Origin of the sequence: Streptomyces sp. S.PNR 29, from assembly GCF_030386795.1 — a bacterium.
Lineage (GTDB): Bacteria > Actinomycetota > Actinomycetes > Streptomycetales > Streptomycetaceae > Streptomyces.
The window spans coordinates 535100-559158 of record NZ_JANUQM010000002.1 but is presented as its reverse complement, the minus strand read 5'-3'; the positions used below and the strand labels follow the sequence as shown (position 1 = coordinate 559158).

Annotated in this window: 26 protein-coding genes; 6 read left to right on the top strand and 20 right to left on the bottom strand. The window is 71.3% G+C overall.

What is annotated here, in order from left to right:
• Positions 1-35: 35 nt before the first annotated feature.
• From NW895_RS07210 to hisI, 7 genes are all read right to left on the bottom strand, one after another.
• Entirely contained in the window at positions 36-209 is a 174-nt protein-coding gene (locus NW895_RS07210) for a hypothetical protein (protein ID WP_289934484.1), read from the bottom strand.
• A gap of 22 nt (positions 210-231) precedes the next feature.
• Positions 232-1041 carry an indole-3-glycerol phosphate synthase TrpC gene (trpC, locus tag NW895_RS07205; protein WP_289934483.1) on the bottom strand — a complete coding sequence of 270 codons (810 nt, stop codon included), beginning with the start codon at positions 1039-1041 and terminating at the stop codon, positions 232-234.
• Positions 1042-1172: 131 nt separating this feature from the next.
• Entirely contained in the window at positions 1173-1619 is a 447-nt protein-coding gene (locus tag NW895_RS07200) for a DUF2752 domain-containing protein (RefSeq protein ID WP_289934482.1), read from the bottom strand.
• 97 nt (positions 1620-1716) lie between these two features.
• On the bottom strand, positions 1717-1977 hold the full coding sequence (locus NW895_RS07195) for an HGxxPAAW family protein (RefSeq protein WP_289934481.1): 261 nt from the start codon (positions 1975-1977) through the stop codon (positions 1717-1719).
• A gap of 271 nt (positions 1978-2248) precedes the next feature.
• Positions 2249-2887 carry a TIGR02234 family membrane protein gene (locus NW895_RS07190; RefSeq protein WP_289934480.1) on the bottom strand — a complete coding sequence of 213 codons (639 nt, stop codon included), beginning with the start codon at positions 2885-2887 and terminating at the stop codon, positions 2249-2251.
• A 51-nt stretch (positions 2888-2938) separates the two neighbouring features.
• Positions 2939-4447: an anthranilate synthase component I gene (locus tag NW895_RS07185; RefSeq protein ID WP_289934479.1), complete on the bottom strand. Its 1509-nt coding sequence runs from the start codon at positions 4445-4447 to the stop codon at positions 2939-2941.
• 10 nt (positions 4448-4457) lie between these two features.
• Complete coding sequence (gene hisI, locus NW895_RS07180) at positions 4458-4874, bottom strand: phosphoribosyl-AMP cyclohydrolase (protein WP_289934818.1); 417 nt, start codon at positions 4872-4874, stop codon at positions 4458-4460.
• A 74-nt stretch (positions 4875-4948) separates the two neighbouring features.
• Between hisI and NW895_RS07175 the strand changes: the two genes are divergently transcribed.
• Entirely contained in the window at positions 4949-5584 is a 636-nt protein-coding gene (locus NW895_RS07175; protein WP_289934478.1) for a TIGR03085 family metal-binding protein, read from the top strand.
• A 249-nt stretch (positions 5585-5833) separates the two neighbouring features.
• Here NW895_RS07175 and hisF read toward each other — a convergent pair whose 3' ends face one another.
• From hisF to hisD, 8 genes are read right to left on the bottom strand one after another with little or no spacing between them, the layout of a single operon-like run.
• Positions 5834-6589 (bottom strand): imidazole glycerol phosphate synthase subunit HisF, encoded by a 756-nt coding sequence (gene hisF, locus NW895_RS07170; RefSeq protein WP_289934477.1) that lies wholly within the window; start codon positions 6587-6589, stop codon positions 5834-5836.
• The gene (locus NW895_RS07165; protein ID WP_289934476.1) at positions 6586-6987 is read right to left on the bottom strand and encodes a RidA family protein; all 402 of its coding nucleotides are present in this window, start codon (positions 6985-6987) and stop codon (positions 6586-6588) included. The genes hisF and NW895_RS07165 overlap by 4 nt, the downstream gene beginning before the upstream one ends.
• The gene (gene priA, locus NW895_RS07160; RefSeq protein ID WP_289934475.1) at positions 6984-7709 is read right to left on the bottom strand and encodes a bifunctional 1-(5-phosphoribosyl)-5-((5-phosphoribosylamino)methylideneamino)imidazole-4-carboxamide isomerase/phosphoribosylanthranilate isomerase PriA; all 726 of its coding nucleotides are present in this window, start codon (positions 7707-7709) and stop codon (positions 6984-6986) included. The genes NW895_RS07165 and priA overlap by 4 nt, the downstream gene beginning before the upstream one ends.
• A 2-nt stretch (positions 7710-7711) precedes the next feature.
• Positions 7712-8353, bottom strand: coding sequence for an imidazole glycerol phosphate synthase subunit HisH (gene hisH, locus NW895_RS07155; RefSeq protein WP_289934474.1), 642 nt, complete (start codon positions 8351-8353; stop codon positions 7712-7714).
• On the bottom strand, positions 8350-8514 hold the full coding sequence (locus tag NW895_RS07150) for a hypothetical protein (RefSeq protein ID WP_289934472.1): 165 nt from the start codon (positions 8512-8514) through the stop codon (positions 8350-8352). Before NW895_RS07150 ends, hisH begins: the two co-directional genes overlap by 4 nt.
• Positions 8511-9104 (bottom strand): imidazoleglycerol-phosphate dehydratase HisB, encoded by a 594-nt coding sequence (hisB, locus tag NW895_RS07145; protein WP_289934471.1) that lies wholly within the window; start codon positions 9102-9104, stop codon positions 8511-8513. Before hisB ends, NW895_RS07150 begins: the two co-directional genes overlap by 4 nt.
• The gene (locus tag NW895_RS07140) at positions 9101-10207 is read right to left on the bottom strand and encodes a histidinol-phosphate transaminase (protein ID WP_289934470.1); all 1107 of its coding nucleotides are present in this window, start codon (positions 10205-10207) and stop codon (positions 9101-9103) included. The genes hisB and NW895_RS07140 overlap by 4 nt, the downstream gene beginning before the upstream one ends.
• A complete protein-coding gene (gene hisD, locus NW895_RS07135; protein ID WP_289934469.1) occupies positions 10204-11553 on the bottom strand; it encodes a histidinol dehydrogenase in 1350 nt (449 codons plus the stop codon). Before hisD ends, NW895_RS07140 begins: the two co-directional genes overlap by 4 nt.
• A gap of 249 nt (positions 11554-11802) precedes the next feature.
• Between hisD and NW895_RS07130 the strand changes: the two genes are divergently transcribed.
• The 4 genes from NW895_RS07130 to ybaK all read left to right on the top strand — a co-directional run bounded on the left by NW895_RS07130 (position 11803) and on the right by ybaK (position 15821).
• On the top strand, positions 11803-13380 hold the full coding sequence (locus NW895_RS07130; RefSeq protein ID WP_289934467.1) for an oxidoreductase: 1578 nt from the start codon (positions 11803-11805) through the stop codon (positions 13378-13380).
• Between the two features lie 124 nt (positions 13381-13504).
• A complete protein-coding gene (locus tag NW895_RS07125; protein WP_289934466.1) occupies positions 13505-14536 on the top strand; it encodes a hypothetical protein in 1032 nt (343 codons plus the stop codon).
• 11 nt (positions 14537-14547) lie between these two features.
• Positions 14548-15288, top strand: coding sequence for an LON peptidase substrate-binding domain-containing protein (locus NW895_RS07120; protein WP_289934465.1), 741 nt, complete (start codon positions 14548-14550; stop codon positions 15286-15288).
• 29 nt (positions 15289-15317) lie between these two features.
• On the top strand, positions 15318-15821 hold the full coding sequence (ybaK, locus tag NW895_RS07115; protein WP_289934464.1) for a Cys-tRNA(Pro) deacylase: 504 nt from the start codon (positions 15318-15320) through the stop codon (positions 15819-15821).
• 216 nt (positions 15822-16037) lie between these two features.
• Here ybaK and NW895_RS07110 read toward each other — a convergent pair whose 3' ends face one another.
• The 4 genes from NW895_RS07110 to NW895_RS07095 form a co-directional block, all read right to left on the bottom strand.
• Positions 16038-16751: an AAA family ATPase gene (locus tag NW895_RS07110; protein ID WP_289934463.1), complete on the bottom strand. Its 714-nt coding sequence runs from the start codon at positions 16749-16751 to the stop codon at positions 16038-16040.
• Between the two features lie 56 nt (positions 16752-16807).
• Positions 16808-17629 carry an ABC transporter permease gene (locus tag NW895_RS07105; protein WP_289934462.1) on the bottom strand — a complete coding sequence of 274 codons (822 nt, stop codon included), beginning with the start codon at positions 17627-17629 and terminating at the stop codon, positions 16808-16810.
• A 103-nt stretch (positions 17630-17732) separates the two neighbouring features.
• Complete coding sequence (locus NW895_RS07100) at positions 17733-18707, bottom strand: ABC transporter ATP-binding protein (RefSeq protein ID WP_289934461.1); 975 nt, start codon at positions 18705-18707, stop codon at positions 17733-17735.
• A 123-nt stretch (positions 18708-18830) separates the two neighbouring features.
• Complete coding sequence (locus NW895_RS07095) at positions 18831-20060, bottom strand: NYN domain-containing protein (protein ID WP_289934460.1); 1230 nt, start codon at positions 20058-20060, stop codon at positions 18831-18833.
• A 224-nt stretch (positions 20061-20284) separates the two neighbouring features.
• Between NW895_RS07095 and NW895_RS07090 the strand changes: the two genes are divergently transcribed.
• A complete protein-coding gene (locus NW895_RS07090) occupies positions 20285-20446 on the top strand; it encodes a hypothetical protein (protein ID WP_289934459.1) in 162 nt (53 codons plus the stop codon).
• 73 nt (positions 20447-20519) lie between these two features.
• Here NW895_RS07090 and dnaE read toward each other — a convergent pair whose 3' ends face one another.
• Positions 20520-24059, bottom strand: a complete 3540-nt coding sequence (dnaE, locus tag NW895_RS07085; RefSeq protein WP_289934458.1) for a DNA polymerase III subunit alpha — start codon at positions 24057-24059, stop codon at positions 20520-20522.

The window sequence follows — 24059 nt, the reverse complement described above, 5'->3', positions numbered from 1 at the left end:
GGCGGTAGCCGCTGATCAAACAGAGTCCCGCGCCCCTAAAGGGCGCGCTGCCATCGCCGTCCGTTGACCTGTCCCGGCTCGTCACCGATGACGTACCGCACCCGGCGGCCGTGCACCCGGCGTGCGGGCGCGCGGCAGCCTCGGGGCCGGCAGCCACGCGCCAGGCGGGCGTACGGGTCCCGGGTCGCCAGGGTGATCGGGAGGGTCATCGCCGCTCAGCCTACCGGGTGATCAGCCGCGCCCGTGCCGCAATGCGGGATGCGCGCCCGCCGCCACCAGGTCGGATACCGCCGTCTTCGGGTCCTTGCCGGTGACGAGGGACTCGCCGACCAGGACCGCGTCGGCGCCGGCGTTGGCGTAGGCGATGAGGTCGTGCGGGCCGCGGACGCCGGACTCGGCGACCTTGAGGATGCCCGCGGGGATCTCCGGCGCGACGCGCTCGAACGTGCCGCGGTCGACCTCCAGCGTCTTCAGGTTGCGCGCGTTGACACCGATGACCTTGGCGCCCGCGTCCACCGCGCGCTCGACCTCGTCCTCGTCGTGCACCTCCACGAGCGGCGTGAGGCCGATGGAGACGGCGCGCTCGATCAGGGACTCCAGCGCGGGCTGGTCGAGGGCGGCGACGATCAGCAGGGCGAGGTCGGCGCCGTACGCCCGGGCCTCCCACAGCTGGTACGAGGTGACGATGAAGTCCTTGCGCAGCACCGGGATGTCCACGCGCGCGCGGACCGCCTCAAGGTCGGCGAGGGAGCCGCCGAAGCGGCGCTGTTCGGTGAGGACGGAGATGACGGCCGCGCCGCCCGCCTCGTAGTCGGCGGCGAGGCCGGCCGGGTCGGCGATCGCGGCCAGCGCGCCCTTGGACGGGCTGGACCGCTTGACCTCGCAGATCACCTTGACGCCGTCGCCCTTCAGCGCGGCCAGCCCGTCCTTGGCGGCGGGAGCCTTGGCCGCGCGCTCCTTGAGCTCGTCGAGGCTGACGCGTGCCTGCCGCTCCGCGAGGTCGGCACGGACTCCGTCGATGATCTCGTCGAGCACACTCACGCGAGCGGCCCCCTTCCAGACGGCAAGAACTCAGCAAGAAAACCTATGGTCACTGAGATGGTATCCGGAGGCGGGCGAAGGCCCCGCATCCGGTTGACGCCGGTCCCACTACCTGGACATCCGCCAGTTGATCAAGGATGGAGCCAGCCACCGAACGGCAGGTTCCGGACAACGGTGAAGACCAGCAGCAACGCCCCGGCCGTCCACAGGGGCACCGGTCCGACGTCGAACCGCAGGGGGCGTCCGCGTGCCGCCCCGACCACCCAGACGGTCCACAGCACGGCGAAGGCCAGATAGCCGACGACGGCCGCCGCGTTGTCGTGCAGCGCCGTGAGGAAGTCGCCGTGGACGAAGGCGTGCGCGCTGCGCAGACCGCCGCAGCCGGGGCAGTAGAGGCCGGTGTACCGCAGCAGCGGGCAGACGGGGTAGTGGCCGGGCTCGTTGGGGTCGACGGCCCCCACGTACGCGAAGGCCCCGGCGACGACCGCGAGCACCCCGGCGGGGACGGCGAGGCGGCCCAGCGCCGTCGGGGCGTTGCTCGGCGTCGGGTTCCGGCTGTCGGCGTTCACGTCCCGCATTGTGCCCCGCACCGGCCGCACGCGCGCGTGAGGGGCGGTTCCGGCACCGCTGTGCCGGCCGCCCCTCCACGCAGTCGTACGCGCCGCCGTGCGGCGATCAGCTCTCGACGCTCGCCGGCTGCCGCTTGTCGGCCTGGTCCGCGACCTGGTGCACCGGGTGGGTGCCCTTCGGCTGGCCGAGGCCCATCGCGCTCATGATGCCGCCGACGACGCCGCCGAGGAGCGTGACCGCGATACCGGCCCAGAAGCCGACCGGCTGGGCCATCACCGTGAACGCGCCCGCGATGCAGAAACCGATGAAGGCGATAGTGACACCGGTCCAGGCGGCCGGGGTGTGACCGTGGCTGCTGCCCGCCATTTCTTGCTCCTCGTTGCTCTGTGCGTGTCTGAGCTGGACGCTCTCGCCCATTGTCCCGCACGTGTGCGCGCGTCGTGAGCGGGGGTGCGGGACGCTCACGCTCGGTCGGGACGGGTGCACACGCGTGCCGTTGCCGGGTTCCCCGCGCGGGCGTACATAAGCGGGTTGTCGCGGGCGTACGTGAGCGGGTGGTCGGCGGTTCCACGCGCGCGTGGACGGGGGTCGTCCGCGCGGGCCTCGGTGAGGACAGGGACGCTTCCCGGATCCCGGATTACGCCCCGGTCGGGTCCTCGCCCCGGTCCAGGGCCTTCCAGAGCTCCTCGGGGCGGTCGGGGTCGGGTGCGGCGGCCCTGCGGGGGCGGGGGGCACCGGCGCGTTCGTAGCGGCCGGACATCGCGGGCCAGAGACTGCCGTAGCGCAGGGCGAGGAGTCCGGCGAGGAGGATCAGGGCGCCGCCGACGGCCGCGACGTACGGCCAGGCGGTGTGGCTGAGGGCGTCCACGGTGGCCGAGGTGTCACCGGCGGCCTGCGCGGCCTTCTCGTCGAGCGCGGAGCTGTCGGAGGCGCCGAGCAGGGCCGCGGCGATGGTGCCGGCGCCGCACAGCGCGAGCAGTGCGGCGACCGCGAGCCGCCCGACGCGGCGGACGGCGAAGACGGCGACGAGCGCGGCCAGGCCCACTATGGCGAGCGCCGCGGGAACGCCCGTGACGTCGCTGCCCTTGGCGGTCAGGGGGAAGGCACCGCCGGCCACCGTCGCGGTGCCCTCCGACCAGCGCTGCCGGCTGGCCAGCAGTGCCACGGCCGCGCCGAGCGCACCGGCCGGCAGCGCGACGGCGAGGCTCATACGGCCGGCCCGGGCGGGTCCTGCGGCTTCGGAACGGGGGTGAGGTACAGCAGTCACGTACTCCACTATCGCCTGAAGCCCGGGCGAACCCGCACCCGGGGCCGCGTGAGAAGCGCCCTACTTCCCCAGCCGGTTCGCGGTGTGTACCGCCCGCAGCACAGCCGCCGCCTTGTTGCGGCACTCGGTGTCCTCGGCGACCGGGTCGGAGTCGGCGACGATACCGGCGCCGGCCTGGACGTACGCGGTGCTGTCCCGCAGCAGGGCGGTGCGGATGGCGATCGCCGTGTCGGAGTCGCCTGCGAAGTCGAGGTAGCCGACGCAGCCGCCGTACAGACCGCGCCGGGACGGCTCCAGTTCGTCGATGATCTGCATCGCGCGGGGCTTGGGGGCGCCGGAGAGCGTGCCGGCCGGGAAGCAGGCCGTCAGCACGTCGAAGGCGGTACGGCCGGGCGCGACCCGGCCGGTGACCGTCGAGACGATGTGCATGACGTGCGAGTACCGCTCGATGGACATGAAGTCGACGACCTCGACCGTGCCGGGTTCGCACACGCGCCCGAGGTCGTTGCGGCCCAGGTCGACGAGCATGAGGTGCTCGGCGCGCTCCTTGGGGTCGGCGAGCAGTTCGTCGGCGAGGGCCTGGTCCTCCTGCGGGGTGTCCCCGCGCCACCGGGTGCCGGCGATGGGGTGGACCATGGCCTGCCCGTCCTCGACCTTGACCAGCGCCTCGGGGGACGAGCCGACCACGTCGAAGCCGTCGAAGCGGAACAGGTACATGTACGGGGACGGGTTGGTCGCCCTGAGGACGCGGTAGACGTCCAGCGCGCTCGCCGTGCACGGCGTTTCGAAGCGCTGGGAGGGGACGACCTGGAAGGCCTCGCCCGCGCGGATGCGCTCCTTGATGTCCTCGACGGCCTCCTGGAAGTCGGGGCCGCCCCACAGGGCGGTGTACTCGGGGAGTTCGGAGGGCGGCAGGACGGCCGGGGGCTGGGCGACCGCGCGCGACAGGTCGGCCTCCATGGCGTCGAGGCGGGCGATCGCGTCGGCGTAGGCCTCGTCGACTCCGGTGTCGAGGTCGTTGTGGTTGATCGCGTTGGCGATCAGCAGGACGGAGCCCTCCCAGTGGTCCATGACGGCCAGGTCGCTGGTCAGCAGCATGGTCAGCTCGGGCACGCTGGTCGGATTGCTGTCGTCCCGCTCGCCGGGGCCGATCTTCTCCAGGCGGCGCACGATGTCGTAACCGAGGTAGCCGACCATGCCGCCGGTGAAGGGCGGCAGGGCGAGGTCGTGGGCGAGGTCACGGGGGGTGTGCAGGGCCTCGATGGTGGCGCGCAGGGCGGCCAGCGGGTCGCCCTCGACGGGGACGCCGACGGGTGGGGTACCGAGCCAGTGGGTCTGCCCGTCGCGCTCGGTCAGGGTGGCCGCGCTGCGGACGCCCACGAAGGAGTACCGAGACCATTGGTACGCGGTGCGTCCGTTCTCCGCGGACTCCAGCAGGAACGTGCCGGGGCGTTCGGCGGCGAGCTTGCGGTAGAGCGCGACCGGGGTGTCGCCGTCGGCGAGGAGCTTGCGGGTGACCGGGATGACGCGGCGGTCGCCGGCGAGCTTGCGGAAGGTCTCTAGGTCCATGGCGGCGACCTTACTGATCCCGGGCCGCGGCGCCGGAGCCGGCGTCGTCGGCGTCCTTCAGCAGTACGTCGGCGTCGAAGCAGGTGCGGGCGCCGGTGTGGCAGGCGGCGCCGACCTGGTCGACCTTGACCAGCACGGTGTCGGCGTCGCAGTCCAGGGCGACGGACTTCACCCACTGGAAGTGGCCGGAGGTGTCGCCCTTGACCCAGTACTCCTGGCGGCTGCGCGACCAGTACGTGCAGCGGCCGGTGGTGAGCGTGCGGTGCAGCGCCTCGTCGTCCATCCAGCCGAGCATCAGCACCTCACCGGTGTCGTACTGCTGGGCGATGGCGGGGAGGAGGCCGTCGGGGCTGCGCTTGAGCCGCGCGGCGATCTCCGGGTCGAGCCGGCTGGGCCGCCGGGGGGACGTGCTGGTCATGCCGACCATTGTGCCGCGCGCCACTGACGGACCCGGTGGAGTGTCCACTGTGCGGACCCGCTACCCGGTCGTAGGCTGACTCCATGTCGACCTTCGCCAAGCGTGAACGACTTCTCCTCGCCGATCTGTTGGAGACCGCGGGTCCCAACGCCCCCACCTTGTGCGAGGGCTGGACGACCCGCGACCTCGCCGCGCACGTGGTGGTGCGCGAGCGCCGCCCCGACGCCGCCGGCGGCATACTGATCAAGCAGCTCGCGCCGCGCCTGGAACGGGTGATGGCGGAGTTCGCCGACAAGCCGTACGAGGAGCTGATCCAGCTGATCCGTACGGGCCCGCCGCGCTTCTCGCCGTTCTCGCTCAAGCCGGTCGAGGAGATGTCGAACACGGTGGAGTTCTACGTCCACTCCGAGGACATCCGGCGCGCGCAGCCCGACTGGTCGCCGCGCGAGCTCGACCCGGTTTTCCAGGACGCCCTGTGGTCCCGCCTGGAGCGCAGCGCCCGTCTGATGGGCCGTGGCGCGCCGACGGGCCTGGTGCTGCGCCGGCCGAACGGCCAGACGGCGGTCGCCCACCGGGGCACGCCCGTGGTGACGGTGACCGGCGAGCCGTCGGAACTGCTGCTGTTCCTGTACGGCCGGCAGAGCGCCGCCCAGGTGGAGCTGGACGGCGACAAGGAGGCGATCGCCCGGCTGCACGAGACGAAACAGCTCGGCATCTAGTGCACGGTCCCTCACGGCCGGCCTGATCCAAAAGACAGGGTCCGGCTCCGGGTCCGTGCGCGACACGGTGGGGAGCCGCTGCGGCCGGCACGCCCATGGGCCGCGGTCAGCGCGGAGGTTCGGCGTGGCGGAGCGGGTCGGCGCACAGGGCGGCGCAGGCAGCGAAGACCGGCCCGGTTCCCCAGCGGTCTGCCGCCGCGCCGACCGGCGGGCGGGCCGTGCCGGAGGACCGGGGCTCACGGAGCAGGGTCACCTGACGGGGTGGCCCGCCTCCCTCAGCGTCTGCTTCACCTCGCCGATCCTCAGATCCCCGAAGTGGAAGACGGACGCCGCGAGCACCGCGTCCGCGCCCGCCGCGATGGCCGGCGGGAAGTCGGCGAGCTTGCCGGCACCGCCGGAGGCGATCACCGGGACGGTCACGTGCTTGCGGACCGCCGCGATCATCTCCAGGTCGTAGCCGTCCTTGGTGCCGTCGGCGTCCATGGAGTTCAGCAGGATCTCGCCCGCGCCCAGCTCGGCCGCCCGGTGCGCCCATTCGACCGCGTCGATTCCGGTGCCCTTGCGGCCGCCGTGCGTGGTGACCTCGAAGGACCCGCTCTCCGTCCGGCGGGCGTCGACCGACAGCACCAGCACCTGACGGCCGAAGCGCTCCGCGATCTCCCGGATGAGCTCCGGACGGGCGATCGCGGCCGTGTTCACGCCGACCTTGTCGGCGCCCGCCCGCAGCAGCTTGTCCACGTCCTCGGCGGTGCGCACGCCACCGCCGACGGTCAGCGGGATGAACACCTGCTCGGCGGTGCGCCGCACCACGTCGTAGGTCGTCTCGCGGTTGCCGGACGAGGCGGTGATGTCCAGGAACGTCAGCTCGTCGGCGCCCTCGGCGTCGTACACCTTGGCCATCTCGACGGGGTCACCGGCGTCGCGCAGGTTCTGGAAGTTGACGCCCTTGACGACCCGGCCGTTGTCCACGTCCAGGCAGGGGATGACTCGGACCGCCAGGGTCATGAATCCACGGCTCCTCTGTATGCCTCTAGTTCCACCGACACCAGCACACGCGGGTCGACGAAGCCCTCCACCACCAGGAAGGTCGCGACCGGGCGCACCGAGTCGAACAATTCCTTGTGGGCACGGCCCACCTCGTCGAGGTCCCGCGTGTGTGCCAGGTACATCCGCGTACGGACCACGGACCCGATACCGAGCCCGAACTCGCCGATCGCCTCGATGGCGCTGGTGAAGGCCACCTTGGCCTGTTCGTAGGGGTCGCCCTCCCCGTACAGCACGCTGCCCTTGAAGGACGTCGTGCCGGCCACCAGCACCTGATCGCCCGCCGCCACGGCGCGCGCGAAACCGAAACTCTCTTCCCAGGGACTTCCGCTCTGCACGCGCCGTACGGCATCGCTCATGACGACACAGCCTCCAAGGCCTCTTCCAGGGTGAACGCCTTCGCGTACAGCGCCTTCCCTACGATGGCCCCCTCGACACCGAGGGGGACCAGGTCCGCGATGGCACGGAGGTCGTCCAGGGACGACACGCCGCCGGAGGCGACCACCGGGCGGTCGGTCGCGGCGCAGACGTTCTTCAGCAGCTCCAGGTTCGGGCCCTGGAGGGTGCCGTCCTTGGCGATGTCCGTCACCACGTACCGCGCGCAGCCCTCCTTGTTGAGGCGCTCCAGCGTCTCGTAGAGGTCACCGCCGTCGCGGGTCCAGCCGCGGCCGCGCAGGGTGGTGCCGCGTACGTCGAGACCGACCGCGATCTTGTCGCCGTGCTCGGCGATGACCTTGGCGACCCATTCGGGCGTCTCCAGGGCGGCCGTGCCCAGGTTCACGCGGGTGCAGCCGGTGGCCAGGGCCGCCGCCAGCGAGGCGTCGTCGCGGATGCCGCCGGACAGCTCCACCTTGATGTCCATCGCCCTCGCGACCTCGGCGATCAGCTCCCGGTTGTCGCCGGTGCCGAACGCGGCGTCCAGGTCGACCAGGTGCAGCCACTCGGCGCCCGACCGCTGCCAGGCGAGAGCGGCCTCGAGCGGGGAGCCGTAGGAGGTCTCGGTGCCGGACTCGCCGTGCACGAGGCGGACGGCCTGGCCGTCGCGGACGTCGACGGCGGGGAGGAGTTCGAGCTTGCTCATCTCTACAGGGTCTCGATCCAGTTGGTGAGGAGCTGGGCTCCGGCGTCGCCGGACTTCTCGGGGTGGAACTGCGTGGCCCACAGGGCACCGTTCTCGACGGCCGCCACGAAGGGCTTGCCGTGCGTGGACCAGGTCACCTTGGGGGCGGCGATGGTCGGGTTGTGGGTCTCCAGCGACCAGTCGTGGACGGCGTAGGAGTGCACGAAGTAGAAGCGGGCGTCCGCGTCCAGGCCGGCGAACAGCTGCGAGTCGGCCGGGGCCTCGACGGTGTTCCAGCCCATGTGGGGCACGATGTCGGCCTGCAGCGGCTCGACCGAGCCGGGCCACTCTTCGAGGCCCTCGGTCTGAACGCCGTGCTCGATGCCGCGCGCGAAGAGGATCTGCATGCCGACGCAGATGCCCATCACCGGGCGCCCGCCGGAGAGCCGGCGGTCGATGATCCAGTCGCCGCGTGCCTCCTTCAGGCCCTTCATGCAGGAGGCGAAGGCGCCGACGCCCGGGACCAGCAGCCCGTCGGCGTCCATGGCCCTGTCGAAGTCACGGGTGATCTCGACGTCGGCTCCCGCGCGCGCGAGGGCCCGCTCGGCGGAGCGGACGTTTCCGAAGCCGTAGTCGAAGACGACGACGTTCTTGCGGCTGCTCAATTCCACACCTCCAGCCTCAGGACGCCCGCGAGGAGACACATCGCGGCGCCGATCGAGAGCAGCACGATGAGGCCCTTCGGCATCTGCTGCTTGACGAAGGAGATGATCCCGCCGACGAGGAAGAGGCCGACGACGATCAGGATGGTCGAGGTGCTGTTCACAGCGCGCCCTTCGTGGAGGGCAGGATGCCCGCGGCGCGCGGGTCGCGCTCGGAGGCGTACCGCAGGGCCCGTGCCAGCGCCTTGAACTGGCACTCCACGATGTGGTGCGCGTTGCGCCCGTACGGCACGTGCACGTGCAGCGCGATCTGGGCCTGGGCGACGAAGGACTCCAGGATGTGCCGGGTCATCGTGGTGTCGTACTCGCCGATCATCGGCGCCATCTTCTCGGGCTCGGTGTGCACGAGGTACGGGCGGCCGGACAGGTCGACGGTGACCTGGGCGAGGGACTCGTCCAGCGGGACCGTGCAGTTGCCGAAGCGGTAGATCCCCACCTTGTCGCCGAGGGCCTGCTTGAAGGCGGCCCCGAGCGCGAGGGCGGTGTCCTCGATGGTGTGGTGCGAGTCGATGTGCAGGTCGCCCTCGGTCTTCACGGTCAGGTCGAACAGACCGTGCCGGCCGAGCTGGTCGAGCATGTGGTCGTAGAAGCCGACCCCGGTGGAGATGTCCGTCTTGCCGGTGCCGTCGAGGTCGATCTCGACGACGACGGACGTCTCCTTGGTCGTCCGGTCCACGCGTCCAACGCGGCTCATGTGTTCTGCTCCTTCTTCAACTCACGGACCGCGTCGAGGAACGCGTCGTTCTCTTCGGGGGTTCCGGCGGTGACCCGCAGCCACCCCGGTACGCCGTTGTCCCGGACCAGGACGCCCCGGTCGAGGATCTTCCGCCACACCAGGTGGGAGTCCTCGAACCGTCCGAACTGTACGAAGTTGGCGTCGGACTCGGTCACCTCGTAACCGATCGCGCGCAGCTCGGTGACCAGCCGGTCCCGCTCGGCCTTCAGCTGCTCGACGTACTTCAGCAGCGTGTCGGTGTGTTCGAGGGCGGCCAGGGCGGTCGCCTGGGTGACGGCCGACAGGTGGTACGGCAGCCGTACGAGCTGGACGGCGTCGACGACGGCCGGGTGCGCGGCGAGGTAGCCGAGGCGCAGGCCCGCCGCGCCGAACGCCTTCGACATGGTGCGGGAGATGACGAGGTTCGGCCGTCCTTCGAGCAGCGGCAGCAGCGAGTCGCCGTGGCTGAACTCGATGTACGCCTCGTCCACCACCACCATCGACGGCTTCGCCGCCTGCGCGGCCTCGTACAGGGCGAGGACCGTCTCGGGCGGGACCGCGTTGCCGGTGGGGTTGTTGGGGGTGGTGATGAAGACGACGTCCGGCCGGTCCTCGGCGATGGCCCGCACGGCGGCCGGGACGTCGATCGTGAAGTCCTCGTGCCGGGGGCCGGAGATCCAGCCCGTGCCGGTGCCGCGCGCGATGAGGCCGTGCATCGAGTACGACGGCTCGAAGCCGATCGCGGTCCGGCCCGGCCCGCCGAAGGTCTGCAGCAGCTGCTGGATGACCTCGTTGGAGCCGTTGGCGGCCCAGACGTTGGCCGGGCCGACCTCGTACTCCGCGGTCTTCGTCAGGTACTCGGCGAGCCTGGTGCGCAGCTCCACCGCGTCCCGGTCCGGGTAGCGGTTGAGGCCGCGGGCCGCCTCCCGGACCCGCTCGGTGATCCGCTCGACCAGCGGCTCGGGCAGCGGGTAGGGGTTCTCGTTGGTGTTCAGCCGTACGGGGACGTCCAGCTGGGGTGCGCCGTAGGGGGACTTGCCGCGCAGCTCGTCCCGTACGGGAAGATCGTCGATACCGGTCACTTGCCCTCGGGAACCTTCCAGTCGCGCGTCCATTGTTCGGCTCCGCCGAAACGGGCCTTGATCGCCGCGCCGTGCGCGGGCAGGTCCTCCGCCTCCGCCAGCGTCACCACGTGGTGCGCGACCTCGGCCAGCGCGTCCTTCGTGTAGTCGACGATGTGGATGCCGCGCAGGAAGGACTGGACGGACAGGCCGGAGGAGTGGCAGGCGCAGCCGCCGGTGGGCAGGACGTGGTTGGAGCCGGCGGCGTAGTCGCCGAGCGACACGGGCGCCCAGGGGCCGATGAAGATCGCACCGGCGTTCTTCACCCGGTCGGCCACGGCGGCGGCGTCCGCCGTCTGGATCTCCAGGTGCTCGGCGCCGTACGCGTCGACCACCCGCAGGCCCTCGTCGATGCCGTCGACGAGGACGATCGCGGACTGCTTGCCGCCCAGCGCCGGGACGATCCGGTCCTCGATGTGCTTGGTGGCCGCGACCTGCGGCTGAAGCTCCTTCTCGACGGCGTCCGCGAGCTCGACGGAGTCGGTGACCAGCACGGCCGCCGCCAGTGGGTCGTGCTCGGCCTGGCTGATCAGGTCCGACGCCACGTGCACCGGGTCGGCGGTCTCGTCGGCCAGGATCGCGATCTCGGTCGGGCCGGCCTCGGCGTCGATGCCGATCTTGCCGGTGAAGTAGCGCTTGGCGGCGGCGACCCAGATGTTGCCGGGGCCGGTGACCATGTTGGCGGGCGGGCAGGACTCGGTGCCGTACGCGAACATCGCGACGGCGGTGGCGCCGCCGGCCGCGTACACCTCGTCGACACCGAGCAGGGCGCAGGCGGCGAGGATCGTCGGGTGCGGCAGCCCGCCGAACTCCGCCTGGGCGGGCGAGGCGAGGGCGATGGACTCGACGCCGGCCTCCTGGGCGGGCACGACGTTCATCACCACGGAGGACGGGTAGACCGACCGGCCACCGGGGGCGTAGAGCCCCACGCGCTCCACCGGCACCCACTTCTCGGTGACCGAGCCGCCGGGCACGACCTGCGTGGTGTGGGTCGTACGGCGCTGTTCGCGGTGGACGAGCCGGGCGCGGCGGATGGACTCCTCCAGGGCCGCGCGCACGGCCGGGTCCAGCCCCTCCAGGGCGTCGGTGAGCGCCCGCGCCGGGACTCGTACGGATTCCAGCCGCACGCCGTCGAACTTCTCGGCGAAGTCGATCAGCGCCGCGTCGCCCCGATGATGCACGGCCTCGCAGATCGGACGCACCTTCTCCAGGGCGGCCTGAACGTCGAAGTCGGCTCGGGGCAGCAGGTCGCGCAGGGCGGGGCCCTCGGGAAGGGCGTCGCCGCGCAGATCGATTCGGGAGATCACGGAACCAATTCTCTCAGACCCCCGTCCGGCGCCGTCCGCGCGTATCAGTGTCTGATACGGCTCCCGGCCGCGGCTCGGAAGATCCGCGGAAGATCCGCTTCACGTTCCGCGTTCGGCGCGTCACACAGCGGGCATGAACGGTTGTACGAAACGTGTGTGATCCCACGTGAAGCAGTGTGTGATCCCACGTGAAGCAAGCGGACACCGAGGCGGACGCCACGTGAGACAGCAAAGGGGGACGGAAGAACTGTGACCGAAGGGGCCGGACTGCGCGCCGGGGACCTGCCGGACGACCTGACCGCGGCGGAGGCCGGCATGTGGCAGGCCTTCCGAAACGGCAGCGTGTACGACCTGAGCAGCGGGGACGCCGTCGTCGACGATCCGCACGGCGGGCATCCCTGGGGATCCGAACGGTCCGTGCGGGCCCGGATCGTGTGCTGGCTGCTGCTCGACGGGCCGCCCGCGCTCGCGGGCCGGGTGTCCTCGCTGAAGCTCGTCGGCGTGCAGATCAACGGCACCCTGGATCTCGCGGGCGGCACGGTGGTGCCGTACGTCGAACTGCGGGGCTGCCGCTTCGAGCGGGACGTGCTGCTGCCGGAGGCCCACTTCACGACCGTACGGATGGTGGACTGCTCGGTGCCGCGCCTTGAGGCGGCCCGGGTGCACACCGAGGGCGACCTGCATCTGCCGCGCTGCCGCTTCCACCATGGCATCCGGCTGACCGACGCGCAGATCGGCACGGATCTGCTGCTCAACCAGGCGATCGTGCACCGGGACCGCAGCGGCCGCTCCATCGCCGGGGACGGCATGACGGTCGGGCAGGACCTGCAGGCGGAACTGCTGGAGTCGCACGGCGAGATGAGCCTGCGCAGCGCCAAGATCGGTGTCTCGCTGAGCCTGCGCGGTGCCCGGCTGGCCAACCCCTGCGCGCGGCTGGCGCTGAACGCCCCGCAGCTGACCGTGGAGCGCAGCCTGTACCTGACGCCGGCGGGTGTCGGCGCCCAGGCGATGAGCGGCATGACCCCCGCGCAGGGAACGCGGATCCAGCGGTTCGAGTGCACGGGCGGGATGCGGCTGGACGACGGGCGGTTCGGGGACGCGGTCGACTTCGAGCGGGCCCGGTTCACCTTCACCGACGACCAGGAGCTGTCGCTGCGCCGGGTGCAGACACCGGAGCTGCGGTTCCTGGGGGAGCGTCCGGCGCGGGGCCGGGTGGTGATGTCCGGCGCGCGGATCGTCAACCTGATGGACCGGTCGGACGCCTGGCCGGGCCCGGGACGGCTGCACATGGGCGGCTTCACCTACGAGAACCTCGTGCCGCGCGGCCCGTTCCCGCTGGCCGAACGGCTGGACTGGGTGGCCGCGGCGACCGCCGAGTACAACCCGGAGCCGTACGAGCGGCTGGCCGCCGTGCTGCGGGCCGGCGGCGAGGACGAGGACGCCCGGGAGGTGCTGCTCGCCAAGCAGCGCCGGCGCCGCGAGAGCCTGCCGTTCGCCGCCAAGCTCTGGGGATACGCCCAGGACTGGACGGTCGCCTACGGGTACCGGCCGGGCCGGGCCGCGGTGTGGATGGCGGTGCTGTGGGCGGCAGGGTCGGTGGCCTTCGCGCACGCCAGCCATCCGCCCCTCAAGAGCGGCGAGCATCCGGACTGGAACCCCGCCCTCTTCGCCCTCGACCTGTTACTGCCGGTCATCGACCTCGGCCAGGTCGGCTTCTGGCAGCTGCGCGGCGGCTGGCAGTGGCTGGCGGCGGCGATGATCCTGCTGGGCTGGGTCCTGGCGACGACGGTGGCGGCGGGGGCGACCCGGTTGCTGCGGCGCAACTAGTGATACTGGTGGTGTGCCAGTTATTGAACACTGGTCACTTTTTTACCCTGCCTTGACCACGGCGTGTACAACTTTCCGTGAGTTCTGTGAACAGGCTGGCGCCTGTGTGACCTGCGGTCTTTCAATGGTCGGCACCATGGCTCTGCAGCTCCCGTTCATCCGCACGACCCGGATGACAAGGACCGCCCCCCACCGTGTCGCTGAGCCCCGCGCCGACGACGAGGTGTTCCTCGACGCGCCCGACGCACGGCTGGGTCCCGTGCTGGTCGCGGCCGCGCGCGGTGACCACCAACCGGCCGCCGAGCTGCTGTCCGCCACCCGCGCGGGAGGCGAGTGGGAGCGACGCGACCGGTATGTGAGAAGGCTGGCCGCCTTCGCGCGCTCCCGCTCCGAGTGGCTCGACGCCTGGCGGGCCGACGCTCCGCACGATCCCGACGCGCTGCTGGTCGGGGCCCAGCTGGCGGTGGACCGCGCCTGGCAGTCACCGGCCCGGGCCGAAGCGCTGCGCGAGGTGAGCCCTCTGATCACGGCCGCCGCGCGGGGCGAGGACCGCGACCCGGTGCCGTGGCGGCTCGCCCTGGACCGCGCGCGCGGCGCCGACGCAGGTCACCAGTACTTCGAGGAGCTGTGGGAGGCGGCGGTCCGCCGCGCCCCGCACCACTACGGCTGCCATGTCGCGGCTCTGCGCTATCTGGCCGTGTACTGGCACGGTTCGCACCACGAGTGCTTCGACTTCGCCGACCGGGCCGCGCAGGACGCGCCGGCCGGCGCACTGGTGCAGGCGCTTCCGCTGCGGGCGGCGTTCGGCTACCTCACCGACGGCTGCGGACCCGAGGTGCCGCGGGAGCGTCTGGACGCGGCCGCCGACCGGGCGATCGCGCTGTCCCCCTCGCTCCCTTCGGCCGACCCCTGGCCGGCCAGGATGCGGAACCTGCTCATCTTCGTCCTGGTCCGCCTGGAGCGCTGGGCGGACGCCTCGGAGCAGCTGCGTCTGACCGGCCCGTACGCCACGTCCTTCCCCTGGGACCAGGTGTCGGACGACCCGCTCGGACACTACCTGCAGGTCCGCGACAGCATCCGGGCGGCAGCGGCCGGGCAGCCGTGGAGTCATCCACGAAGTGAGCGCGGGGGGCGCGTCGGCACCGGCGACCATTAGGCTTCTGCGTCGTGACCACCGTCCGGCTCCCCCTCTTCCCCCTGAACTCGGTGCTGTTCCCGGGGCTGGTGCTCCCGCTCAATGTGTTCGAGGAGCGCTATCGCGCCATGATGCGCGAGTTGCTGAAGGCCCCCGAGGACGAGCCTCGCCGGTTCGCCGTCGTGGCGATCCGTGACGGCCACGAGGTGGCGCCCAGCTCCCCCGGCATGCCCGACCCGACGGCGGTGCCCCAGCGGGGCCCCGCGGCCGGCTTCGGCCCCGACCCGGTCAAGGCCTTCCACAAGGTGGGCTGCGTGGCGGACGCGGCGACGATCCGGGAGCGGGCCGACGGCACCTTCGAGGTGCTGGCGACCGGGACGACCCGGGTACGGCTGCTCTCGGTCGACGCTTCCGGGCCGTTCCTGACGGCCGAGTTGGAGATGCTGACCGAGGAGCCCGGTGACGAGGCGGGGGCGCTGGCCGAGGGGGTGCTGCGGTCCTTCCGTCAGTACCAGAAGCGTCTGGCGGGAGCGCGGGAGCGGTCGTTGGCGTCCGGCGCGGAACTGCCGGACGAACCGGGCGTCGTCTCCTACCTGGTCGCCGCCGCGATGATGCTGGACACGCCCACCAAGCAGCGTCTGCTCCAGGCCCCGGACACGGCCTCCCGCCTCCGCGACGAGCTGAAACTCCTTCGCGCCGAGACGGCCATCATCCGTACGCTGCCGTCGTTGCCGGCGTCGGACCTGACACGCGGCCCGACGAGTCTCAACTGAGCACAACCCAACGGAACGTACGGGGCGACATGGCGAAGAAGGCGAAGAAACAACAGCAGCCGGGGGGCACGCCCGCGACGGTGGCGCTCACGGCGGCGGGCGTCGCGTACACGGTCCACTCCTACGACCACGATCCCTCCCACCCCTCCTACGGCGAGGAGGCGGCCGAGGCGATGGGCGTGTCTCCGGACCGGGTCTTCAAGACACTCGTGGCGGACGTGGACGGCAAACTGACCGTGGCGGTGGTCCCGGTGGCGGGCCAACTGGACCTCAAGGCCCTGGCAGCGGCGGTCGGCGGCAAACGCGCGACGATGGCCGACCCGGCCCTCGCGGAGCGCACGACGGGGTACGTCCGCGGCGGCATCTCTCCCCTGGGGCAGCGCAAGAAACTCCCCACCGTGCTGGACGCATCGGCCTCCCGCCACGCAACGATCTGCGTCTCGGCCGGCCGCCGAGGCCTGGAGGTCGAACTCTCCCCCACCGACCTGACCACCCTCACCACCGCAACCATCGCCCCCATCGGCCGCACCTGACCCCCCGACGAAGGCGCCCACGCCCTTCATCCGGCAACCACGACGCCGATCGACGCCACACAGAGCGCGGCCAGGTGGCGAGGGCGCGGTCCCAGACGGGGCGGGGTCCCAGGACGCAACCCCTGGCGGGGTCCGAGAGGCGCAGCCCCTGGGGGGTGGGGCAGGGGCGGCGGGGGCGAGGTGGGCTCGTCGGGAGGGTGGCGCGGCGCCGGGGTCCTACGCCGCCGAAGACCCCTCGTACGGGCCGCTCTGCCCCCCGTACGGCCCGTCCTGGCCGTACGACGCGTGCTCATAAGGATCCGGGTCCCGGGGCCCGAACAGGGCCGTCAAGCCGAGGTGGACGATCAGCGCGGACAGCGACCAGGCCAGCAACGCACCCTTCGCACCAAGCTTCAGCGGCGCCGAGAACGTAACCCCCTTGCCCACCGACTTCGCGTGAGCGATCACGTCCTGGGCGGGCCCGAGCCACACCCCGACCCGCCACGCCAGCAGCGACCCGAGCAGCCCCCCGACCCCGAGCGCCACCACCAGCGGCACACCCCCACGCCGCCGCAGCAGAAAGACGACGACCGCGCTCACCAGCCCGAAGGCCAGCGCCAGCAGCGTGAACGTGCCATCGACGCCCACCGCCTGCTCGCCCTCGGTCTCCTTGAGGTAGACGACCCAGTTCTTGTCCACCACGTCACCGACCAGCGGCACACGCGGCGCAAGCCACCACCACAGCACCCCCAGCAGCAGCCCGCAGAGCGCCACCGCCACCGTGACCACGGCGGCCTCCCGCACTTCGGTCTTCATCCCGGGGCCGTCCTGTCCGTACGCGCTTCCCACAGCATCGGCACTGGCATCGGCACCGACCGGCGGCGGCCCCTCCCAGCCCTGGTGAGACGAACGTTCATGCGGTGGCGGAGGCGGTGTCAGAGGTGCGGTCACCCTGCCATCGTGCCAGGCCCGCCCCTGCGGCGCGTCACCGGACGACTGCCCGCCCGTCACCGTACGGCCGCCCGACGGTACGCCCAGGTGGCCACGGCCAGCGACACGACCCCGACCGCCCCGCACACGGCGAGGTCACCGACCACGAAGGCCCAGTCGGGGTGCTCCCCGAAGGTCCGTGCGAAGGCCTCCACGCCGTACGTCGACGGCAGCAGATCCCGCGCGAGACGCACCACCTCCGGCATCCGGTCGGCCGGCAGCACCCCCAGCAGCAGCGCCGCCGACATGCCCAGCTGCCCGAGCAACGTGGCCAGTTCCGGCCGCGGCGCGAGCAGTCCCAGCGCCGCCCCCAGCCCCGACAACGCCGCACCCGCAAGCGGAATCACCGCCACCAGCACCCACAGATGCGCCAGCGGCAATCCGAACAGCACACACCCGAACGCCGCCGTCACCACGGTCCCCGGCACGGTGAAGGAGGCGTACGCCCCCGCCGCCCCGAGCACCACCGCCGCCGGCGGCACCGGCAGCGTCGCGTAGTGGTCGAGCCCGCCACTCGCCCGCAGTTGTCCGAAGTACTGCGCGAGCAGGTTCAGCGCCACGAAGGCGACCACCAGGACCGACGCCCCGGCGACCACCGCCTGCGCCTCACCCCCGCCGTCCACGACCCCCCGCATCAGGACCATGATCCCGACCGACTGGAAGGTCGCCACGAACAGCAACGGGATCCGCGCGACCCGCGCCCGGGACAGCTGAGCCCGGTACACGGCCACCAGCGACGGCCACAGCCGCGCCCGCGGCCCGAGCTCGGCCGGGCCTGCGGCGGCCTTCTCGGCGGCCAGGGCACGGCCCGGCAGGACATCTGCGGGTACGACGCTCACCTCGCGCCCCTCCTCTTCGCTCCGGCCCTGTTCCGTACGGATCCGACGGCCTGCGTTCTCAAGGCCGGGGTGCGCAGTGCCAGAGTGCTCACTTCCAGTCCGTTCACGCCTTCACCAGCCCCTGCTGCACGGCCCCGCCCAGCGCCAGGTACACGTCCTCCAGGCTCGGCGTGGCCAGCGTGAAGTCGTCCAGCGCGGCGAAGGCGGCCCCGCCGGTGACGGTGGCGACGACCGCACGGGCCTCGTCCGGCGCGAGCCGCAGTGTCCAGCACCGCCCGGCCTCCACGACCCGGTCCCGCAGCGCGGCCACCTCGGGCACGTGCAGCGGAGCCGCCTCGCGCCACACCAGGTCGACCCTGACCTCCCCGGCGACCTTCTCCTTCAGCCCGGCGGGCGTGTCGCAGGCGATCACCCGCCCCCGGTCGAGGACGGCGACCCGGTCGAGGACGGTCTCGGCCTCGATGACGTTGTGGGTGACCAGCAGCACGGTGGTGCCCCGCTCGGCGCGCCGCCGGTCGACGGCGGACCACACGGCCCGTCGTGCCACGGGGTCCATCCCGGTGGTCGGCTCGTCGAGGACGAGCAGCGGCCGCTCCCCCACCAGCGCGGCGGCGAAGCAGGCGAGGCGCCGCTGGCCTCCGGACAGTTTCTTCAGCGGCCGCCCGGCGATCGGCGTGAGGCCCAGCTCGTCGAGGACGGCGTCCCGCTCGGCGCGCGCCTGCCGGGCGTCCAGGCCGCGCAGCCGCCCCGTGGTCTCGGCGGCGAGGGACACCGTCAGCTCGTCCAGGGCGGTCGACTCCTGTCCGAGGTAGGCGAGGATCCGCGCGGCTCGCTCAGGGTGCCGCACGATGTCGTGCCCGAGGATCTCCACGCTGCCGCCGTCGGGCCGCATCAGCCCGGTCAGCTGCCGTACGAGGGTGGACTTGCCGGCGCCGTTCGGCCCGAGCAGCCCGAAGATCTCCCCGCGCCGGATGTCCAGCCGTACGTCGTCGGTGGCCCGCACCGCGGGTGTTCCGGGGGCGCCGCGCCGGCCGCGTACCGCCGGGTAGGTCTTGGTCAGTCCGCGCACCACGCACACGGCATCCCCACCGTGCCGAGATGTCTGTGCCGCGCGCGTACTCACAAGGGACGAGCCTACGGGGTCGGGAGCGCTCGGCCGTTCTCGGGTCGGTCCACAACGGGAAATCCGCCGGTAAAGATCTCACTCGGCCGGGGGCGCGTGCTCCTTGAGCTCCTTGGGCTCCTTGTTCGTCCGCACGTCGATCTCGCGCCAGAACCCCGCCCGGATGGCGTACCGGTCGTGTTCGTCGATCTGGTCGTCCTTGTGGGCGAGCAGCCCGAACCGGGCCGCGTACCGCAGCAGCTCGCCGTCGATGCGGTGCGGGATGCGGGGGTACATGCCCGACAGCCGCTGCAGGTGGCTCTGGTCGCCGAGCCGTTCCACCCACCGGCGGGCGAAGACCTGCCCCACCTCGTACGGGTCCCCGCCGACCGTCGTGATGTCCTCCTCGCGGTCGGCCCACCGCTGCTCGGCCGTGGTGAGCTGGGCGAGCGTCGGCATCGAGGCGGCCTCCGGGGGCTCGGCGGGGGGCCGGTCGACCCAGCCCTTGTCGGAGGACCAGCGCAGCGTGGCGGTCGCGGGGTGCTGTGCGGGCTGGGTGCCGGGGGCGCGCAGGGCGGCCAGGTCCTTGGGTGTGGGGACGGCCCTGGAGCCGGCCACGCGCTCCTCGGCGCCGTTGCGCGCGGCGGTGGCCGCAGCCGGGTGCGGCGGCTCCTCGGCGGGCCGCTCCGCCGCCGCGAGGGCGGACTCGGGCAACGGCGCGGAGAGGATCGCGGCGATCTCGGGCCGGGGCACGGGCGGCGGCGCGCACACGCCGGTGAGTTCCTTGGCGTGGACGGCCTTGGTGATCCACGTACGGTCCAGGACGCGCCGTTCGTCGGCCTCGGCGACCAGGTCCTCGGACTGGTTGTAGTCGCCGTCGGCGGCCTGCACGGCCCACAGGTGGACGGCGACGCCGTGCTCCTTGGCGGCCATCATGCCCGGCAGCAGGTCGCCGTCGCCGGTGACGAGGACGACGTCGGAGCAGGCGCGGTTGCGGGCCAGCTCGGTCAGCTCGGCGTGCATGGCGGCGTCCACGCCCTTCTGGGCCCAGCGGCCGTCGCTGCGGGTCAGTGCGCCGAGCCGGACGGTGACCCGGGGCATCACGCGCAGCCGGCGGTGCTCGGGTTGCGGGACGCGGTCGGGGGCGCCGTCGAACCAGTAGATGCGCAGCAGTGGCTGCTGTGTGTCGGACTCGGCGCGCTCGCGCAGCCCCTGGATGAGGGCGGCGTGGTCCACGGTGATGCGGGACCGTGAGGGCTCCCCGGCAAGCAGGCTGGCGGCGGCCCCCAGCAGATACCCGGCGTCCACCAGGACGATGCAGCGGTCCACGCGACTCACCCTCTTCCGAGGAGGTTTACTTCGGGCTTTCTTCGAGTCTGCCCGACGGCGCGAGGGTTAACGGCCCGAACTCGATCTTCGGCGTGGCGTTTCGGGGCATCGCCGCCCGACGAGGCCTGTTACAGACGGTAATTATCCAACATGCGTTCTTTATCGGGCTATGTGAATCTGGTCCCGGCCCTGGCCCCTAGATCCCCCACAGGAGGCAGATCACCATGGCCAAGAACAAGAACCGTGATCGTAAGCGGCCGCAGGCCGAACGCGCCCCGCAGACGGCCCGGACGTCCGCGCTGGAGCCGCAGGACGAGCAGCGTGCCCCGCAGATGACGCCCAGCGATGTCGCCCGGAAGCGTCAGAAGCGCTTCGGTCACAACTGACCGTCAGCACTGATGCCCGCATGACCGAGGGGCGCATCCCGTGCCGGATGCGCCCCTCACGCACGTCAGTTGCTCAGCCCGCCAGACAGGACGGGCCCAGCAGGACCTTCAGATCGCCGAAGAGTGCGGGGTCCGGCTTCACCCGGTGCCGGTCCAGGCGGAGCACCGTCGTCTTGGTCGGGCCCTGCAGCTTGATGCGGACCTCGCTCTCGCCCTTGTGGTGCGTGAGGATCTCGCCGAGGCGGCTGACCAGCGGCGGGGTGACCCTCGTGGCCGGGATGGTGACGATCACGGGCGCGTTGGTGCCCGCGTTCGACAGGTCGGGGACCTGCAACTCCATCGCGACCAGCCGCGGCACGTCCTCACGCTTGTCGAGGCGGCCCTTGACGAACACCACCGCGTCCTCGACGAGTTGGGTCGACACAAGCTGGTACGTGGCCGGGAAGAACATGCACTCGATCGAACCCGCGAGGTCCTCGACCGTGGCGATGGCCCAGGCGTTGCCCTGCTTGGTCATCTTGCGCTGCAGGCCGGAGATGATGCCGCCGATGGTGACGACCGCGCCGTCCGCGTGCTCACCGCCGGTCAGCTGGGAGATGCCCGCGTCGGCCTTGTCGGACAGGATGTGCTCCAGGCCGAACAGCGGGTGGTCGGAGACGTACAGACCGAGCATCTCCCGCTCCTGGGCGAGCAGATAGGTCTTGTCCCACTCCTCGGTGGAGAACTCCACGTCGAGCCCGAAGCCCGGTTCGCTGCTCTGCTCCTCGCCCATGCCGCCGAAGAGGTCGAACTGGCCCTCGGCCTCCTTGCGCTTGACCGCGACCACGTTGTCGATCATCGGCTCGTACTGGGCGGTCAGGCCCTTGCGGGTGTGGCCCATCGAGTCGAAGGCACCGGCCTTGATCAGCGATTCGGTGGTGCGCTTGTTGCAGACCACGGCATCGACCTTGTCGAGGTAGTCCGGGAAGGAGACGTACTTCCCCTTGGCCTTGCGGCACCTGATGATCGATTCGACGACGTTCGTGCCCACGTTGCGGACGGCGGAGAGGCCGAAGAGGATCACGTCGTCGCCCTGTGCGGCGAAGTTCGACTCGGACTCGTTGACGTTCGGGGGGAGCACCCGGATGCCCATGCGGCGGCACTCGTTGAGGTAGACGGCCGACTTGTCCTTGTCGTCCTTGACCGAGGTCAGCAGGGCGGCCATGTACTCGGCGGGGTGGTTCGCCTTCAGGTACGCGGTCCAGTAGGAGACCAGTCCGTACGCGGCCGAGTGCGCCTTGTTGAAGGCGTAGCCGGCGAAGGGGACCAGCACGTCCCAGAGTGCCTGGATGGCTTCGTCGCTGTAGCCGTTCTTACGGGCACCGGCCTGGAAGATGACGAAGTTCTTCTCCAGCTCCTCCGGCTTCTTCTTGCCCATCACACGGCGGAGGATGTCGGCCTCGCCGAGCGAGTAGCCGGCGATGATCTGGGCGGCCTTCTGCACCTGCTCCTGGTAGACGATCAGGCCGTAGGTGACGTCCAGGACCTCCTTGAGCGGCTCCTCCAGCTCGGGGTGGATGGGCGTGATCTCCTGCTGCCCGTTCTTGCGCAGGGCGTAGTTGGTGTGGGAGTTCATGCCCATCGGGCCCGGGCGGTACAGGGCCGACACGGCGGAGATGTCTTCGAAGTTGTCCGGCTTCATCAGCCGCAGCAGCGAGCGCATGGGGCCGCCGTCGAACTGGAAGACGCCGAGGGTCTCGCCGCGCTGGAGGAGTTCGAAGGTCTTGGGGTCGTCGAGCGGGAGGTCCAGGAGACTGAGATCGATCCCCTTGTTGGCCTTCACCATCTTGACGGCGTCGTCCATGATCGTGAGGTTGCGCAGGCCCAGGAAGTCCATCTTCAGCAGGCCGAGCGACTCACAGCTCGGGTAGTCCCACTGCGTGATGGTCACGCCGTCGGTGTGCCTCACCCAGACCGGGACGTGGTCGGTGATGGTCTCGCTGGACATGATCACGCCGGCCGCGTGCACGCCCATCTGCCGCACCAGGCCCTCCACGCCGCGTGCGGTGTCGATGACCTTCTTCACGTCCGGCTCGTTCTCGTACATCGCCCGGACCTCGCCCGCCTCCGAGTAGCGGGGGTGGGTCGGGTCGGTGATGCCGGACAGCGGGATGCCCTTGCCGAGGACGTCGGCGGGCATGGCCTTGGTGATGCGGTCGCCCATCGCGTACGGGTAGCCCAGCACGCGCGCGGAGTCCTTGATCGCGTTCTTGGCCTTGATGGTGCCGTACGTGCCGATCATGGCGACCTTGTCGGCGCCGTACTTCTCCGTCACGTACCGGATCACCTCGACGCGCCGGCGCTCGTCGAAGTCGATGTCGACATCGGGCATGGAGACGCGCTCGGGGTTGAGGAACCGCTCGAAGATCAGGCCGTGCGGGATCGGGTCGAGGTCGGTGATGCCGAGGGCGTAGGCGACGATCGAACCGGCCGCGGAGCCTCGGCCGGGGCCGACGGCGATGCCGTTGTTCTTGGCCCACATGATGAAGTCGGCGACCACGAGGAAGTAGCCCGGGAACCCCATCTGGATGATGACGTCCATCTCGTACTCGACCTGCTTCTGCCGGTCCTCGGGGATGCCGCCGGGGAAGCGGCGCTCCATGCCGCGGCGGACCTCCTCCTTGAACCAGGTGACCTCGGTGTAGCCCTCGGGGATGTCGAACCTGGGCATGAGGTCGCGCTTCTCGAACATGCCCGTGGTGTCGACCATCTCGGCGATCAGCCGGGTGTTGGCGCAGCCCTCCTGCCAGGCGTCCGAGGAGTCGATGGCGTACATCTCCTCGGTGGACTTCAGGTAGTAGCCGGTGCCGTCGAACTTGAAGCGGTCGGGGTCGGAGAGGTTCTTGCCGGTCTGGATGCACAGCAGGGCGTCATGCGCGCCCGCCTCGTGCGAGTACGTGTAGTGCGAGTCGTTGGTGACCAGCGGGGGGATGCCCAGCTTCCTGCCGATCTCCAGCAGGCCGTCGCGGACCCGGTGCTCGATCTCGATGCCGTGGTCCATCAGCTCCAGGAAGTAGCGGTCCTTGCCGAAGATGTCCTGGTAGTCGGCGGCGGCCTTCAGCGCCTCATCGAACTGGCCGAGACGCAGCCGGGTCTGCACCTCCCCGGAGGGGCAGCCGGTGGAGGCGACGATCCCCTCGGACCACTGGGCGATGGTCTCCTTGTCCATCCGGGGCCACTTCTGGAGCCAGCCCTCCGCGTACGCGTCGGAGGACAACCGGAAGAGGTTGTGCAGGCCGGTCTTGTTCACCGCCCACATCGTCTTGTGGGTGTAACCACCGGAACCGGAGACGTCGTCCCGCTTCTGGTGCGGCTGGCCCCACTGGATCTTGCGCTTGTTGCGCCGCGACTCGGGCGCGACATACGCCTCGATCCCGATGATCGGGGTGATTCCGGCCTTCTTCGCGGAGTGGAAGAAGTCATACGCCCCGTGGAGGTTGCCGTGGTCGGACATGGCGATGTGCGTCATGCCCATCTCGTTGCACGCGTTGAACATGTCCTTCAGCCGCGCGGCACCGTCCAGCAGCGAGTACTGGGTGTGGACGTGCAGGTGCGTGAACGGCGGCTTTGACAC

What these genes read in the sequence shown, in the direction of transcription:
- hisF (WP_289934477.1), bottom strand. Translation starts at nt 6,589, where the DNA reads ATGACCCTGGCGGTCCGAGTCATCCCCTGCCTGGACGTGGACAACGGC.
- NW895_RS07185 (WP_289934479.1), bottom strand. Translation starts at nt 4,447, where the DNA reads ATGGACCTAGAGACCTTCCGCAAGCTCGCCGGCGACCGCCGCGTCATC.
- NW895_RS07090 (WP_289934459.1), top strand. Translation starts at nt 20,285, where the DNA reads ATGGCCAAGAACAAGAACCGTGATCGTAAGCGGCCGCAGGCCGAACGC.
- NW895_RS07165 (WP_289934476.1), bottom strand. Translation starts at nt 6,987, where the DNA reads ATGAGCGATGCCGTACGGCGCGTGCAGAGCGGAAGTCCCTGGGAAGAG.
- NW895_RS07200 (WP_289934482.1), bottom strand. Translation starts at nt 1,619, where the DNA reads ATGCGGGACGTGAACGCCGACAGCCGGAACCCGACGCCGAGCAACGCC.
- NW895_RS07175 (WP_289934478.1), top strand. Translation starts at nt 4,949, where the DNA reads ATGTCGACCTTCGCCAAGCGTGAACGACTTCTCCTCGCCGATCTGTTG.
- hisB (WP_289934471.1), bottom strand. Translation starts at nt 9,104, where the DNA reads ATGAGCCGCGTTGGACGCGTGGACCGGACGACCAAGGAGACGTCCGTC.
- NW895_RS07125 (WP_289934466.1), top strand. Translation starts at nt 13,505, where the DNA reads ATGGTCGGCACCATGGCTCTGCAGCTCCCGTTCATCCGCACGACCCGG.
- NW895_RS07195 (WP_289934481.1), bottom strand. Translation starts at nt 1,977, where the DNA reads ATGGCGGGCAGCAGCCACGGTCACACCCCGGCCGCCTGGACCGGTGTC.
- ybaK (WP_289934464.1), top strand. Translation starts at nt 15,318, where the DNA reads ATGGCGAAGAAGGCGAAGAAACAACAGCAGCCGGGGGGCACGCCCGCG.
- hisI (WP_289934818.1), bottom strand. Translation starts at nt 4,874, where the DNA reads ATGGTCGGCATGACCAGCACGTCCCCCCGGCGGCCCAGCCGGCTCGAC.
- NW895_RS07210 (WP_289934484.1), bottom strand. Translation starts at nt 209, where the DNA reads ATGACCCTCCCGATCACCCTGGCGACCCGGGACCCGTACGCCCGCCTG.
- priA (WP_289934475.1), bottom strand. Translation starts at nt 7,709, where the DNA reads ATGAGCAAGCTCGAACTCCTCCCCGCCGTCGACGTCCGCGACGGCCAG.